A 13,091-nucleotide genomic window follows, 5' to 3' on the forward strand; every position below is an offset into this window, starting at 1 on the left:
GGCGGCAACGGCACGAAGGGCAGCAGCGGCTCGGGTGGGACCGGTGGCGCGAGCGCGCCGCCCGCCCGCGGCGCGGACGCACCGCCGGCCGCCGGGCCGGCCAAGCCCGGTGAGGTGCTGCCGGCCGCGGAGGTCACGTACGTCGGCACCCTGCCGGCCACGGTGGTGCAGGTGACCGCGGCGGTCGGGGACGCCGCCGACAAGCCGCTCCTCGTCCTCGGCAGCGGCGGCCGCCAGGTACGGGCCGTCCTCAGCGCGGACCAGCGCACGCGGCTGCGCGATCTGCCGGCCGACGCGGTCATCCGCTTCGGCACCGGCCCGTACGAGGGCCGGGAAGGCACCCTGGGTTCCCTCGACAGCCCCTCGGACGGCAAGAACGGGGACCAGCAGGGCAAGAGCGGGGGACAGGACGGCGCGGCCACGGCCGGCACCGCGGGAGCGGGCACGGCGGGCACGGGAGCGGGGGGCGGCAGCGGCAACGGCTCCGGTTCCGAGGGCGGCCGGCACGAGGCGCTGTTCGTGCCCACCGGCGCGGAGGCCAAGGAGGGCGCCACCCAGCAGATCGCCGTCGAACTCCGGCGCAGCCCCAAGGGCTCGCTGACCGTCCCCGTGTCGGCCGTCTGGACCGACCTCGGCGGCTCGTCCACGGTCACCGTCACCGAGGGCGGCAAGGAGCGGAACATCCCGGTCGAGGTGCTGTTCACCCACGAGGGCCTCAGCGCGGTCCACGCGCTCGACGAGAACCTCGCCGCCGGCCAGACGGTCGTCCTCGTCCGCCGCGGCAACCCCGCGGACAGCGGATCGGGCGACGGCTCGGGCGGCACGTCGGGCGGTACCGATGGCTGAGGACGAGCCGGCCCCCGTCATCGAGATGACCGGCATCGCGAAGACGTATCCGGGACCGTCGCCGGTGCACGCGCTGGCCGACGTCACGCTCGACATCCGGCCCGGCCGGCTGGCGGCCATCGTCGGGCCCTCGGGCTCCGGGAAGTCCACGCTGCTGAGCGTGCTCGGACTGCTCGACGTCCCGACCCGCGGCCGGTACCTGCTGCAGGGCCACGACACCACCGCCCTGTCCGAACGGGCCCGGACCGCCCTGCGGGCCTCCACGCTCGGCTTCGTCTTCCAGGCGTTCCACCTGGTCCCGCACCTGACCTGCGTACAGAACGTGGCCCTGCCGCTCGTGCACCTGGGCGTGCCGCGGGCCGAGCGGCGGCCGCAGGCGGTGCGGGCGTTGGAGTCCGTGGGCCTCGGGCACCGGCTCGACGTCAAGCCCACCACCCTCTCCGGCGGGGAACGGCAGCGGGTCGCGGTCGCGCGGGCCATCGTGCACCGGCCGGCGGTCGTGCTGTGCGACGAGCCGACCGGCAACCTGGACACCGCCAACTCGGCCCGCGTCATGGACCTGCTGACCGGACTGGTCGCGCAGGACCGGGCCGTGGTCGTGGTCACGCACGAACAGGACGTCGCCGCCAGGGCCGACCGCGTCTTCAAGGTGGTGGACGGCCGTGTCTCGTAGACGTGCGAGGGGCAAGGCGCGGGGGCCCGTGCCGGGGAACCCCCGTACCTCGCCGGCGGATCTGCTCGTCCAGGCGTTCCTCGCGCTGTTCGGCCGACGGTTCCGCACGCTGCTCACCATGGTGGGCATCTCCGTGGGGCTGGCCGCCGCCCTCGCCACGCTCGGCATCACGGCCAGCGCGGCCGGTGCCGTCTCGGACCAGTTCGACGCCCTCAAGGCGACGCGGGTGACGGTCAAGTACCCGTCGGAGGCCGTCGCCGGGGTCCGGCCGCGCCCCGACGGCGGTGACACCCAGCGGGTGCGCGAGCTCAACGGTGTCCGCAGCGCCGGGCTGGTCAGCAGGGCCGGCGAGCAGCCGGTCGTCTCGCGGCTGCCCGGCGGCAAGGAGAACGACCTGCCCGAGAGCACGGTCATGGCCGCGCAGCCCGAAGCGCTGCTCGCCATGTCGGCCGAGCTCACGCAGGGCCGCTGGTTCGACACGGGTCACGAGGCCCGGCGCGAGCGGGTGGCGCTGATCGACACGGCAGCCGCCTCCCGGCTGACCGTGGACGGCGGGGCGGCCAATTCCGTGATCCATGTCAACGGGGTCGCCTTCAGCGTGCTCGGCGTCTTCCGCGCCCCGACCGGCGACACGAACCTCACCGGCTCGGTGGTCATCCCCTACTGGGCCGCGCTGCAGGATCCGGCGGGACTGAGCTTCGCCCCCGCGGAGATGATCATCCGTACGGATCTGGGCGCCGCCGACCAGGTCGGCGAGGAGGCCCCCTTCGCGCTGGCCCCGGGCGCCCCGGACAAACTCGTCGCGCTGGTGCCGCCGGACCCCCGGTCGCTGCGTCAGGGCGTCGAGTCGCAGACCCGGGCCCTGTTCCTGGGCCTGGCCGCGGTCTCCCTCGGCGTGGGCGCGCTCGGTGTCAGCAACACCGCCTACGTGTCCGTACTGGAGCGGCGCTCCGAGATCGGCCTGCGCCGGGCCCTGGGTGCCTCGCGGCGGGCGGTCGCCGGACAGTTCTGCGTCGAGAGCGGCCTGGTGGGACTGGCCGGCGGGGTGGTGGGCACGGTGCTCGGCATCCAGATCACGGCGGTGACCTGCCTGGCCAAGAACTGGCTGGTGGTCCTCGACCCCGTCCTCACCACCGCGGGCCCGCTGGTCGGCCTCGTCGTGGGCCTGGCCGCAGGCCTCTATCCGGCCCTGGCGGCCGCCCGCATCCTCCCGGCGGAAACCCTGCGCGCGGGCGTCTAGGCCGTCTCTTCCGGATCTTGCCGGGCCCGGCCCGCCCGGCACGGCACCTCGCCGCGTTGTCGGGACACCCGAGTACGTCCGGTACACGGGCGCCCCTCCGCCTTGCGAGGCACCGCACCGGACGACCCGGGCTTCACCCGACAAGATCCGGAAGAGACGGCCTGGCGCTGTGACCGGAAAGGTCCACCGGGTCACAGCACTAGGTCGGGGCAGGCTGCCGAGCTGTCAGCTCCGCTGAAAGAACTCCACCTCCGCCAGGGCGACATGGCGGTCCGGGGTCAACCCGGCCGGGGCGTCGAGGGTCAGCCGGATCGTCGTGGCGTCGCTGATGCCGGTGGGGAAGGTCTGGGGACCGGGCTTGTCGCTCAGGGTGAGCTTCTTGCGGACCTTCTGGCCGTCCCGCGCCGTCACTTCCATGTCGATCTGGAGCGCCCGTCCCTGAGTCGCGTACTCCTCCGGTGATGACGAGGCGCCGTTGGTGATGATCACGTCGACCAGGCGGAACGGCTTGGTGAAGGTGTACGTCACCGAGGCACCGGGGCCGGGCACGCCCCAGTAGCGGTTGCTGAGCCCGTCCGTGGCGTGGCTCACCGGGTGCCCGGGCAGCTCGGCGCTCGCCTCGACGCGGGTCGGGGTCACCGCCTTGGCCTTGCCGAGCTTGTCCCGGGTGTCCTCGAGCAGGTGGCGTCCGGCCGGCATCATCAGGAAGCCGACCGCGCACAGGGCCAGCACCACGGCCAGGATCACCAGGAAGCGCACCATCCGGCCCGAGCCCGCCCGCGTGCGGCGGCGGAACGGCCAGACCGTCCGCCACCACGGCAGGGGAGCCGGTGCGGCGGCGGGCGTCAGCGGCGCCGCGCAGCGGCGGCAGAAGCGGCGGTCCGGCGGGTTGGACGTGCCGCAGGCGGGACACGGGACCCCGGCCACGTCGTCGCTCACCGCAGCGGGACGCACGACAGGGCGCGGCGCGACAGCCTTCGCGGGCCGGACGGGCCGGACGGGCTCCGGGGTGGCGGGCGGCGCTTGCGGGGTGCTCTGCGCATCGCGCGTGCTGCGGGCGGTGGGGTCCTCCCCACCGGCCGGACGGGCCTCCGGCGGCGGCGTCCGCGTCGGAGCGGGCTCCGGCGGGGAGGGATCTGCTCCTGAGGGCGCGGGCGGGTCGGACTCCGCGGTGGCGGGCGGCGGGGAGTCCACCCGTTCCGGGGTCGTGGGCAGGGGAGCGGTGGACTCCGACCAGCCCAGGTAGGCGCCGCAGTTGCCGCAGAAATCGTCCGTCACGCCGTTGGACGCCCCACATGCGGGACACGCACGCAAAGCCGTCACCTCCCCTCACCGGCGGGCGGCCCGGACAGGACCTCCACCCGACAGGCCGTGTGGACAGGGCACAGGGTGCGGACGAGCGAGCGGACCCGGTCGGCGTCCACTTCGTACGCCGCTCCCTCGCGGCGCGGCCACACCCGTACCAGGACCTCGTCGGCCGGGGGAGGGGGCAGTTCGGCACCGGCCGTACGGGACCAGGTGGCTCCGCCGTCCCCGCCGACCTCGGCGGACACGCCCAGTACCAGGCGCAGGGCCTCGGTCAGGCCGCGCCGGGTGCCGCGCCATCGGTGCAGTTCCACCGCGCGTGCCACCGCCTCGCGCCGCAACTCGATCGGCCATCGGGGGTCGTCGACGCCGCCGACCCAGGAGGCCAGCCAGGACAGGAAGTCCGCCGGGGCCAGCCGGGGATCGAGGTAGGAGGGCAGGTTGTCGAGGGTCGTGAACACCGGGGCCAGGACCGTGTCCAGCCCCGCCGTGAACCGCTGGGCGAAGTCGTCGTCGGCGTACAGCGCGGGGAGTTGCTCGCCGATCGGGTGCCGACTGGGCAGGCCGGGGACGGCGGCGCGGCTCATCCGCGGACCTCCGGCTCCGGCGCCGTCACGACCACCTGGTGCTGGTAGGAGAAGACCAGCGCGCCCGCGCCGATGTCGATCCGGTCGACCGGCGCGCCGCGCCGCCCCGTGATCGGATCGGCGGCGAACATTCGGATCTCCTCCACCAGCACGTCCCCGATGGCGCGTTGCAGGACGCCGAACACCTCGCCGTACTGCACGGTCCGCCCGAACGGCCAGCCGGTGCCGTCGGGCCCGCCGCGCAAAGGGTTGAGGTGGCGGAACAGCGCGGCGAGCGCCGCGTCGCGCACCCGGTCGGCGTCCCCGGCAGGCGCCGACAGTCGGGCGACCACGGTGACGCCCTGGTAGACGGGCGGCTCCACGACGAGGCGCGTGCCGATCAGGCGCCGCTCGTCGAGGGTCGTGGTGATCGCGGTGAGCACCTGGTCGGAGGGGATCATCTGCTCGAAGCGGAGCCGGTCGTCGCCCTCGTCGGCCACCGCGTCCGGCACCACCAGGACCCGTACCGCGCCCGCCCCGCCGGAACCGTCCGTGGCGGGCAGACAGCGGACCCGGCGCACCGAAGGCGCCGCCTGGCGGGCGATGATCTCGTAGTCCTCGGCGGTCACCGCACGCTCCTGCATGCGCAGCGTCTCCGGCGCCCGCAGCTTGGCGTTGTCGATCGTCTCCCCGGCGACGCCGCCGCGCGCCGCCTCCCGGTTGGTGACCCGGGCGACGTACGGGACGGAGCTGCGCAGTACGGAGATGGCGCCGCGCGAGACGTTGCCCGCCGGGCCGCCCCCGGTGCGGTAGCGGGCCACACGGACCTGGGAGCCCTTGGGCGGTACGGCGCCGCAGGGGCGCAGGCTGCCGTCGGCTTCGCGCAGCACCGGCGGGAACGAGAACTCGCCGGTGGTGGCGTTCACGCGGACGTGCCGGTCCTCGGGCGCCGAGCGGCCGAAGTGCTCCACCACGTCCCAGCGCTGCCATCCCTCGGGGGAGGACACCTCCACCACCGGAGGCTCCCCGTCGAGCAGCACGGGCGGGCGGCCGAGCCGGAAGGTCTGGCCGGCCACCCCCTCCGACGCGCCGAGCGGTACGTCGGTCACCCGCTCGGCGTGCTCCACGGTCATCGTGCCGCCGACGGTGAAGACGGCGGCCTCGCGCACGGTCGGGGACTCCGAGTAGAACGGCTGGCCGGGCTCGGGCTCGGTGACCCGGCAGCGCAGCCAGCCCGCGCGGGTGCCGCTGATCAGCGATGCGGTGTGCCCGGCGGGGACGTACACGATGATCTCACCGGGCCGGTTGAGGCCGCCGGTGCTGTCGGAGTCGGTCTCGCAGCGCTGCCACCGGCCGCCGTCCCACGCCTCCCACACCAGCGGGGGCTGGCGCGGGTCGACACCGACGCCCTCGACGCGGCTGTCCAGGCGCACCGCGACGACGCAGCGCGGCACCGCGGTCGGCAGGCCGAACAGCAGCGCGTCGCCGGGCTCGGGAGTCGCCTGGAAGCACGGTATGTCGCGGCCCTCGGCGAGCGCACCGGTCCGGTCGGTCCGGTCGCCGGTGCGGGGCGCGGTGACCAGCCGCGTCAACTCGCTCGGCACGATCCGCAGATCGTCGGCGGTCGCGAAGACCACGGCCTCCTCGGTCTCGCCGGCGGCGCTGGTCACCTCGGTGCCCGCGGGCAGCGTCACCGTGTCGGGCTGGGGAGCCGACAGCCAGAAGTCGACTTCGGCGGCGGCGGCCGAGGGCGGGTACAGCTGGATGTCCAACAGGTCCAGGAACGCCAGGTAGTTCTTGTCCGGGACCCGGTTCAGCCGGTACAGCACCTGGTCCACGAGGTAGGCGAACGTCTCGATCAGGGTGACGCCCGGGTCGGAGACGTTGTGGTCGGTCCACTCCGGGGCGCGCTGCTGCACGTACCGCTTCGCCTCGTCGACGAGTTGCTGGAACCGTCGGTCGTCCAGGTTGGGGGAGGGCAGGGCCATCAGTCCGCGACCATTTCCTCGGCCCCCTCCTCAGAGGGGATCGTGTAGAAGGGGAAGACCAGGTTGCGCCGGTCGTTGGTGGTGCGCACCGTGTAGTGCACATCGATGTAGAGGGTGCCCGCCTCCACGGAGTCGAAGGCCACGACGACCTCGTCCACCGCGATCCTGGGCTCCCACCGCTCCAGCGCCTCGCGCACCTGCTGGGCGACCCGCCCGGCGGTGTCGCCGTCGCCCGGGGCGAAGACGTACTCGTGGATGCCGCAGCCGAACTCGGGCCGCATCGGCCGCTCGCCGGGAGCGGTGCCCAGGACCAGTCGGATGGCCTCCTCCAGCTCCCGCTCCCGCTCGACCATGGCGATCCCGCCGGTCGGCCCGACGCGCAGGGGGAACGCCCAGCCGCGCCCGATGAACCGCTCGCTCATCACACACCGCCGATCAGGACGGTGGGGGCGCCGGTGAGGATCATCGCGCCGCACGAGGTCTGGTCGCGCGCCCGCGCGGCGGGCAGTCCGCCGATGAGCACCGCGCCCGCGGCGAGCGCGGCCGGGTTCGGCATGACCACGTTGCCCGGGCCCAGCGCGGCGTGCGGCGGGACCACGCAGACGTGCAGGCTGCCGACGACGGCGGCGGGCAGGCCGCCGATCAGCACCGTCGCCACCGACGCGGCGGCGCCGGGTGGTGGCGTGGCGATCCGGCCACCGTGGTTGGTGGGGTCGCCGGTACGGGCTGCGGCTGGCATCGGTCCTCCTCGGGGAAAGCGGTCGTGGTTCGAATGGCTGTGGACAGGGGTCAGTTGATCCGGATGAGCCGGGCCTTGAGGGTGGCGAGCAGGCCGCCGTTGACGGTGACGTCCGCGGTTCCGTTCACCTTCACCGAGCGGCCGCCGATGCTGACCCCTGCGGTGCCGTCGATGTCCACCTGGCGGCCGGACACCTTCACCGTGCCCCGCCGGGCGTCCAGGGTGATGCCGTTCTTGTCCAGCAGGACCGAGGTCAGCGGGCGGCCCCGCCCCGCGTACACGGTGAGCTCGATCCGGTCCCGGCGGTCGTCCATGCGTACTTCGAGCCGCTCGTCCCCGGTCACCAGCCGCAGCCCGGAGGGTCCTGGCGCCGCCGCGTCCAGAAGCTCCACGCGGTGGCCCGAACGCGACACCACCGAGCGGCGGTTGACCTTTCCGCTGGTCTTGTCGATCAGTGGCACGTCGTGCGGTGAGGGCTGGTCCACGCCGTTGTACAGCCCGCCGATGACGTACGGGCTGTCGAGCAGTCCCTGTTCGAACCCGACGAGCACCTCGTCGTTGACCTCGGGGCTCACCACACCGCCGCCGCCCTTGCCGCCCCACTGGACGGTGCGCACCCAGTCGGTGACGTAGGTGTCGTCCAGCCAGGGGAACTTCAGCCGTACCGCGCCGCGTTGGGAGCCGTTCGGCTCGCGCACGTCCGTCACCACGCCGATCGCGAGCCCCGGGATGCGCGGGCCGCGCCCCGGCGCGTTGGCGCCGGTCACCAGGCCGGCGAGGGAGCGGTCCGGGCTGGAGCTGACCCACACGGTGGTGCGGTAGCCGCCGTGCGGCTCCAGGACGTGCTGCACGGCCGTCGCCGTGTACCGGCCGGAGAACGCCTGCCCCACGTTGCCGAGCGCGACCGCCTTGCCCGCCCGCAGCAGCGGGTTCCCCTCGGCCACCGCCTCCAGCTCGCCGAAACCGGAGCTGATCCGGTCCGCCGCCGCCTTCGCGACCGCCGTGGTCTCGGCCTGCGTACGGTACGGAGTGTCGGTGACGGCCACGGCCGACTTGCCGAAGCGTGCGGCGAGCTGGGGGCTGAGGCCCGGCGCGACCGTGTCGCTGACCACCGACGGCTGCTGGGCGACCAGTGGCCGCTTGGTGGTCACGTCCCAGCCGCGCACCTGCACGGTCGAGGAGCCGTCGGCCGCGGACAGTGCGGCCCGCAGGGCGAGGAGGTTCCTCCCGTACTCCAGGACCATCGGATTGCGCACGGCCGATGTCGACGGGGCGGGCGCCCCGGACGCCTTCACGGGCCGGGTGAACTGGAGCAGCCCCTGATCGTCGACGCGCACCTGCGCGCCGCTCTCGCCCGCGAGGTACTGCAGGAAGTCCCAGTCGGAGACGTTCGCCTGGGACAGCTGCTTGTACGCCACCGGCGCCGCCTCCACCTTCCCGACGGCCAGGCCGGCTCCGGCGGCCACCTTGCGGACGATCGCGGCGGCCGTCATGTTCCGGTACGCCACGACCTTCCGGCCGCGCTGGAGGCGGTGCGCCTTGGAGTAGGCGCGGACGACGGTGAACGAGCCGGTGCGGTCCCGGTCGATCTCCAGGGCCGTGACCTCGCCGTTGAACAGCCGCTCCCGCGCCTGCCCCTTCACGGTCATCACCGACACCCGCAACGGGGAGCCGATGGTGATTCCGGTGGCGCGCAGGAACTCGTGGTCGGGGTCGCGGTAGGTGAGCACCGCGGTGTCCGGCAGGCCCACGTTCTCGTCCACCACACAGCTCACCAGTTGCGCCGCCCAGATCGGCGGCAGTTCGCCGGGGGCCTCCACGATCGGGTCGGCCGCGAACGACCGGCCTCCGGATTCGGATCCGCTCACCGCTGTTCCTCCTCGCCGTGCTGGTCCTGCGTGCCTGGCACCACGATCTCGGTGCCGGGGACGAGTGCCATCGGGTCGTCTATGCCGTTGGCCTCCGCGATGGTCCGCCAGGCCGTCGCGTCGCCGTACTCGCGCCAGGCGAGCATCGCCAGGCTGTCGCCCGCCACCACGATGTGCGTGCTGCGGGCGGTGCGTGAGCCGGAGGTCGGGTTCTGGCCCGGCGGGTCGACGCTCGCCTCCTCGATGGACAGCGAGCAGGTGGCCCGCAGCGGCTTGCCGTCCACGTCGAAGAGCGTGTACGACACCGACAGGTTCGACAGGACGCCGTCGAACGACGTGGTCCGCGCGCTGCCCCACTCGAAGCGCACCCAGGGGCTCGCCGGCTTCTTGCGGCCGAGGCTGGCCGGGGTCGGTACGCACGCCTTCATCAGCTTCTCCACCGCCTGCTCGACCGAGTTGTCGTGGGTGGCGGTGGCGTCCAGGAACACCTCCAGGCTCAGGGTGCGCGGACCGCTGCCCACGAACTCGGGCAGCGCCGACTGCCCGGCCATCCGGGACGGGGAGCGCCGCCACTCGGTGGTCTTGCCCAGCTGCAGGGTCGACGGGTTGAACTGGAGATCGAGCTTGGCGATCACCCCGCCCGGCTTGGCCCCCACCGAGGCCGGGGGCTCCTTGAGGGTGAGCTGGGCCCTGGCGCGGCTGGCGCGTGCCGATGAGGCCATGGCGTGGACTCCCTTCCGGAGCGGGGGCGACGAGGGGGACGAATGCGGGCGGGGGCGGAGGGCGGTCAGGAGGGCAGCAGCCCCTGGTGGGCGATCTCCAACGTCTCCACCGCTGCCGCGGAGTTGGCGGGGTCGAAGGACGGCCCCTGCCACCGGACCGGGACGATCCCGAACACCTGCCAGCTGATGATCCGGCTCAGGTCGGGCCGCAGTGCCACGATCTCCCCGTCCTTGGGCTCGACCCGGCGCAGCGTCTCGTCCAGCCAGCGGCCGATCTTCGCCGTGTCGGCGGTGACGGGCCGGCTGAGGGTGATGTTCGACCAGGTCACGCGGCCCGGCAGCTGCCAGGTGAAGCCGTTGTTGCCGCCCTCGGCGTAGCTCTCCATCTCGACTTCGGCGCCCATGCCGGAGCAGGTGTGGAAGGCGCCCAGGTCGTTGCCGCCGATCGCCAGCCGGAAGAACACGCTGGTCGCGAAGATGTTGTCCGTCATCGGTCCGTCGTCCGTTTCTCGTTCGTACGCGTTCTCAGCGGCGGCCGTCGAAGGGCCGGCCCGCGCGTTCCCGGCCGCGCCGCAACTCGGTGCGCAGCAGGCGGGCGACCGGATCCAGCAGGCGGCGTGCGAGGTCGTCCAGATCGGAGTCGGGTACCTGCGGTGCCGCGTGCCGGTCGGCCGGGGCGGGCCCCGCGCCCCCGGCCGCTCCGGGGCCGGTCCGGGTCCCGCCCGGGGTGCGCTGCACCGGTGGCGGGCCCGCCGGACGGGGGACGCCCGGCGCCGGTACCGCGGGGCCGGCCGCTCCCGGATCGCCGGCGGGGGCGGGTGTCCTGGGGCGCACGACGGGTACGGGCTGCGCCGGCGACGCGGCCGGGGCCGGCTGGACCACGAGCGGCGGTGCGTGTGTGCCGGTCACGGGGAGAGGAGTGGCCGCGGCGCGGGTGGGAGCCTTCGCGGGTGCGGGGCGCACGGGACGTACGGCATGTACGGCACGCACTGCGTGCGCGGGCAGCGCCGGGGTCGTTCCGCGCGGCGCGTCCACCGCGGCCCGCTGGACCTGCTGCGGTGCGGCGGGCGGGCTGGGCCATCGGGCGGCGACCACGGGACGGCCGGCCGGGCGGGGAGCGGGGGCGGCTGCGCTCCCCATGTCACGGGTGCCGAGGGACAGGGGCCGGGCCGCCAGGAGCTGGAGGGTGCGGTGCGGGGCTGCGCTCCGGTCGGCGACAGAGGGGGCGACGACCAGCGGAACCGGGTGGGCCGCCCCGGGGGGCGCACCGGGGCCGCCGGTCCGGGGGGTACCGGGGGAGGCGGTACGGCGCTGTACGCCGCCTGCTCCCAGCACGGGCGCATGAACCGTCGGCACCGACGGCCCGGGCGCGGACGCGCGCTGGACGTCGGCGGGGGAGTCGGGCCGGGCCGCCCGGGGCCGGGGCGAGGGGGACGAGGGCAGGGCCGCGCTCGGCGGCAGCGCGGGCAGCGGCGCCCCCAGGCCGGTGCGGACACGCGGCGCGGACCGACCCGGGCCTGACCCGCGGGTCACCTCCGCGGGTTCGCCCCGGCGGAGCTGCGGCCCCGTGCGGTCGGGAGTGGCCGTACCACCGGCCGACGGCTCTGCCTGGCGCTGCACGATGGGCATCGCCGGGGCGGGGGCCGGAGCTCCTGCTGATCGGCCCGACGGTACGGCGGTGGTGGGGAGTTCGGTGAGGGGTGCGCCGAGCGGCGGCCGGCTTCCCGCGCGCTGTACGGGCGCGCCCGGGCCGGCCGCGGGCTCGGCCTGGCGCTGCACCGTCGGCTTCGCCGGGGCGGCGGGCTGCTCCGCGCGGGGCTGAGGGGAGGGCTTCGGCCGACCGCTGTCGGGAGTGGCCGCCCCATCGGCTGCGGGCTCCGCCTGGCGCTGGATCACGGGCATCACGGGGGCGGGGGCCGGAGCTCCTACTGATCGGCCCGGCGGTACGGCGGTGGTGGGGAGTTCGGTGAGGGGTGCGCCGAGCGGCGGCCGGCTTCCCGCGCGCTGCACGGGCGCGCCCGGGCCGGCCGCGGGCCCCGCCTGGCGCTGTGCGGTGGGCTTCGGCCCACCGTTGTCGGGTGTGGCCGCGCCCTCGGCTGCGGGCTCCGCCTGGCGCTGCACCGTCGGCTTCGCCGGGGCGGCGGCGGGCTGCTCCGCGCGGCGCTCCGGGGAGGCCTTCGGGGTACCGCTGTCGGGCTCCGTCCGGCGCTGGACCACGGGCATCGCGGCAGCGGGAGCCGTTGCGGGGCGGTCCGACGGCGTGGCCGTGGACGGCAGTTCGGTGAGGGGTGCGCCGAGCGGCGGCCGGTTCTCCGCGCGCTGCACGGGCGTGTCCGGGCCGGTCGCGGGCTCCGCCTGACGCTGTGCGGTGGGCTTCGGCCCACCGCTGTCGGGAGTGGCCGGCTCGGCCTGGCGCTGCACCATCGGCTTCGCCGGGGCGGCGGCGGGCTGCTCCGCGCCGGGCCGAGGGGAGGGCTTCGGCCTGCCGCCCTCGGCTGCGGGCTCCGCCTGGCGCCGGACCATGGGCATGGCCGGGGCGGGAGCTCCTGAGGGCCGGTCCGACGGCGTGCCCGTGGTGGGGAGTTCGGTGACGGGTGCGCCGAGCGGTGCCCGGCTTTCCGCACCCTGCACGGGGGTGTCCGCGTCGGGGGCGCCCAGCGGTGCGCGGCTTTCCGCACGCTGTACGGCCGGGGTCGTGACCGGGGCCGTCCGCGCGGGGACGGGCCGGAGGGCGGGCACGCGGCGCCTGGGCGTGGCGGGGACGCGCGCGACGGTCAGCGTGCGGCCGACGGCACGCGGTCGGACCACGGCGGTGCCGGGGGTCTCCCCACCCGTGCGGCCGGGATGGGCACCTGGGGCCGCCGGGGCCGGGGCGGACCCCGTGGAGCCGGACGGGTGGGCCGCGGACCGCTGGACGGGCGGTCCGGAGGGGGACGGGGCGGTGCCCGCGGCCGGCGTTCCCCGGGTCGCCGAGGCGTCGGGCACCACCGCGATGCGGCGGACCAGCGGGAACTGCGGAGGCGTCGGCGCACGGCCGGGCGCGGCCTGGGTCACGGCGGCGCGGCCGCCCGTCGCCCCGGCCCGCTGCACGGCGGGAGCGGGCGTGCCGAGTACGGCTGCGGTGGGCGTGGACGCGAGGCCGCG

Annotated in this window: 11 protein-coding genes and 1 pseudogene; 3 read left to right on the forward strand and 9 right to left on the reverse strand. The window is 75.3% G+C overall.

What is annotated here, in order from left to right:
* From AB8A24_RS41470 to AB8A24_RS41480, 3 genes and pseudogenes are all read left to right on the forward strand, one after another.
* Positions 1-846: pseudogene (locus AB8A24_RS41470) on the forward strand (hypothetical protein); the annotation flags it as partial.
* The gene (locus AB8A24_RS41475) at positions 839-1,519 is read left to right on the forward strand and encodes an ABC transporter ATP-binding protein (protein WP_030722550.1); all 681 of its coding nucleotides are present in this window, start codon (positions 839-841) and stop codon (positions 1,517-1,519) included. The pseudogene AB8A24_RS41470 and the gene AB8A24_RS41475, both read left to right, overlap by 8 nt.
* A 28-nt stretch (positions 1,520-1,547) precedes the next feature.
* Positions 1,548-2,759: an ABC transporter permease gene (locus AB8A24_RS41480; RefSeq protein ID WP_369479082.1), complete on the forward strand. Its 1,212-nt coding sequence runs from the start codon at positions 1,548-1,550 to the stop codon at positions 2,757-2,759.
* 225 nt (positions 2,760-2,984) lie between these two features.
* Here the strand turns inward: AB8A24_RS41480 and AB8A24_RS41485 are convergent, their stop codons facing one another.
* The 9 genes from AB8A24_RS41485 to AB8A24_RS41525 form a co-directional block, all read right to left on the reverse strand.
* Positions 2,985-4,037, reverse strand: coding sequence for a zinc ribbon domain-containing protein (locus AB8A24_RS41485; protein WP_328962170.1), 1,053 nt, complete (start codon positions 4,035-4,037; stop codon positions 2,985-2,987).
* Between the two features lie 41 nt (positions 4,038-4,078).
* Positions 4,079-4,651, reverse strand: coding sequence for a phage tail protein (locus tag AB8A24_RS41490; RefSeq protein ID WP_328962169.1), 573 nt, complete (start codon positions 4,649-4,651; stop codon positions 4,079-4,081).
* Positions 4,648-6,618, reverse strand: coding sequence for a putative baseplate assembly protein (locus AB8A24_RS41495; RefSeq protein ID WP_328962168.1), 1,971 nt, complete (start codon positions 6,616-6,618; stop codon positions 4,648-4,650). The genes AB8A24_RS41490 and AB8A24_RS41495 overlap by 4 nt, the downstream gene beginning before the upstream one ends.
* Complete coding sequence (locus AB8A24_RS41500; protein ID WP_030722541.1) at positions 6,618-7,040, reverse strand: GPW/gp25 family protein; 423 nt, start codon at positions 7,038-7,040, stop codon at positions 6,618-6,620. Before AB8A24_RS41500 ends, AB8A24_RS41495 begins: the two co-directional genes overlap by 1 nt.
* Positions 7,040-7,357 (reverse strand): PAAR domain-containing protein, encoded by a 318-nt coding sequence (locus tag AB8A24_RS41505; protein WP_328962167.1) that lies wholly within the window; start codon positions 7,355-7,357, stop codon positions 7,040-7,042. Before AB8A24_RS41505 ends, AB8A24_RS41500 begins: the two co-directional genes overlap by 1 nt.
* 50 nt (positions 7,358-7,407) lie before the next feature.
* Positions 7,408-9,225, reverse strand: coding sequence for a VgrG-related protein (locus AB8A24_RS41510; protein ID WP_328962166.1), 1,818 nt, complete (start codon positions 9,223-9,225; stop codon positions 7,408-7,410).
* The gene (locus tag AB8A24_RS41515) at positions 9,222-9,947 is read right to left on the reverse strand and encodes a LysM peptidoglycan-binding domain-containing protein (RefSeq protein ID WP_328962165.1); all 726 of its coding nucleotides are present in this window, start codon (positions 9,945-9,947) and stop codon (positions 9,222-9,224) included. The genes AB8A24_RS41510 and AB8A24_RS41515 overlap by 4 nt, the downstream gene beginning before the upstream one ends.
* A 65-nt stretch (positions 9,948-10,012) precedes the next feature.
* Positions 10,013-10,438: a phage tail protein gene (locus AB8A24_RS41520; protein WP_030722533.1), complete on the reverse strand. Its 426-nt coding sequence runs from the start codon at positions 10,436-10,438 to the stop codon at positions 10,013-10,015.
* Between the two features lie 34 nt (positions 10,439-10,472).
* Positions 10,473-13,091 (reverse strand): hypothetical protein (locus AB8A24_RS41525; RefSeq protein ID WP_369479083.1); only part of this gene is annotated, 2,619 nt, incomplete at its 5' end.

The organism is Streptomyces sp. BF23-19 (genome assembly GCF_041106355.1).
Classification (GTDB): Bacteria; Actinomycetota; Actinomycetes; order Streptomycetales; family Streptomycetaceae; genus Streptomyces; species Streptomyces virginiae_A.

Bases quoted from the DNA above. Each gene is read 5' to 3' on its own strand.
- AB8A24_RS41475 (WP_030722550.1), top strand. From the start codon at position 839: ATGGCTGAGGACGAGCCGGCCCCCGTCATCGAGATGACCGGCATCGCG.
- AB8A24_RS41490 (WP_328962169.1), bottom strand. From the start codon at position 4,651: ATGAGCCGCGCCGCCGTCCCCGGCCTGCCCAGTCGGCACCCGATCGGC.
- AB8A24_RS41495 (WP_328962168.1), bottom strand. From the start codon at position 6,618: ATGGCCCTGCCCTCCCCCAACCTGGACGACCGACGGTTCCAGCAACTC.
- AB8A24_RS41500 (WP_030722541.1), bottom strand. From the start codon at position 7,040: ATGAGCGAGCGGTTCATCGGGCGCGGCTGGGCGTTCCCCCTGCGCGTC.
- AB8A24_RS41505 (WP_328962167.1), bottom strand. From the start codon at position 7,357: ATGCCAGCCGCAGCCCGTACCGGCGACCCCACCAACCACGGTGGCCGG.
- AB8A24_RS41515 (WP_328962165.1), bottom strand. From the start codon at position 9,947: ATGGCCTCATCGGCACGCGCCAGCCGCGCCAGGGCCCAGCTCACCCTC.
- AB8A24_RS41520 (WP_030722533.1), bottom strand. From the start codon at position 10,438: ATGACGGACAACATCTTCGCGACCAGCGTGTTCTTCCGGCTGGCGATC.